A 1,284-nucleotide genomic window follows, 5' to 3' on the forward strand; every position below is an offset into this window, starting at 1 on the left:
GAGGCGGCGCGGATCGCGCTGGTCTACCGCACGCCGGTGATGCTGCTGTCGGACGGTTACCTGGCCAACGGCTCGGAGCCGTGGCGGATCCCGGATCTGGACGAGCTGCCGGACCTGCGGGTGCAGTTCGCCTCGGGCCCGAACCACACCCTGGCCGATGGCAGTGAGGTGTTCTGGCCCTACAAGCGGGACCCGCAGACGCTGGCGCGGCCGTGGGCGATCCCGGGCACGCCGGGGCTGGAGCACCGTATCGGTGGTATCGAGAAGCAGGACGGCACGGGGAACATCTCCTACGACCCGGCCAACCACGACTTCATGGTCCGTACCCGGCAGGCCAAGGTCGACGGGATCACCGTGCCCGACATCGAGGTCGACGACCCGGACGGTGCGCGCACCCTGGTGCTGGGCTGGGGTTCCACCTACGGGCCGATCACCGCGGCGGTACGCAGGCTGCGCGGTGCGGGCGAGGCGATCGCGCAGGCCCACCTGCGCCACCTCAACCCCTTCCCCCGCAACCTCGGCGAGGTCCTCAAGGGGTACGACAAGGTGGTGATCCCCGAGATGAACCTCGGCCAGCTCTCGACGCTGCTGCGAGCCGAGTACCTCGTGGATGTGCACTCGTTCACCCAGGTCAACGGCATGCCGTTCAAGGCGGAACAGCTCGCCGAGGCGCTGAAGGAGACGCTCCATGAGGACTGAACTCAAGCTCCTGGCCAAGGACTTCAAGTCGGACCAGGAGGTGCGCTGGTGCCCGGGCTGCGGTGACTACGCGATCCTCGCCGCCGTGCAGGGCTTCATGCCCGAACTCGGGCTGGCGAAGGAGAACATCGTCTTCGTCTCCGGCATCGGCTGCTCCTCCCGCTTCCCGTACTACATGAACACCTACGGGATGCACTCCATCCACGGCCGCGCCCCCGCCATCGCCACCGGCCTGGCCACCAGCAGGCGGGACCTGAGCGTATGGGTGGTCACCGGCGACGGCGACGCCCTGTCCATCGGCGGCAACCACCTCATCCACGCCCTGCGCCGCAACGTCAACCTCAAGATCCTGCTGTTCAACAACCGGATCTACGGCCTGACCAAGGGCCAGTACTCCCCCACCTCCGAACTCGGCAAGATCACCAAATCCACCCCGATGGGCTCCCTCGACGCCCCCTTCAACCCCGTCTCCCTCGCCATCGGCGCCGAAGCCTCCTTCGTGGCCCGCACCATCGACTCCGACCGCAAACACCTCACCGAGGTCCTGCGCGCCGCGGCCGGCCACCCCGGCACCGCACTGATCGA

1 protein-coding gene and 1 pseudogene are annotated in these 1,284 nt (G+C 68.1%); both read left to right on the top strand.

Going from position 1 to position 1,284, the window contains the following annotated elements; genetic code table 11:
- Positions 1 to 699 (top strand): annotated as a pseudogene (locus ACFYZB_RS46755) (2-oxoglutarate ferredoxin oxidoreductase subunit alpha); the annotation flags it as partial.
- Positions 689 to 1,284 (top strand): 2-oxoacid:ferredoxin oxidoreductase subunit beta (locus tag ACFYZB_RS46760; RefSeq protein WP_388768286.1); only part of this gene is annotated, 596 nt, incomplete at its 3' end. The pseudogene ACFYZB_RS46755 and the gene ACFYZB_RS46760, both read left to right, overlap by 11 nt.

The sequence above is a fragment of the Streptomyces sp. NPDC001852 genome, from assembly GCF_042891825.1.
Classification (GTDB): domain Bacteria; phylum Actinomycetota; class Actinomycetes; order Streptomycetales; family Streptomycetaceae; genus Streptomyces.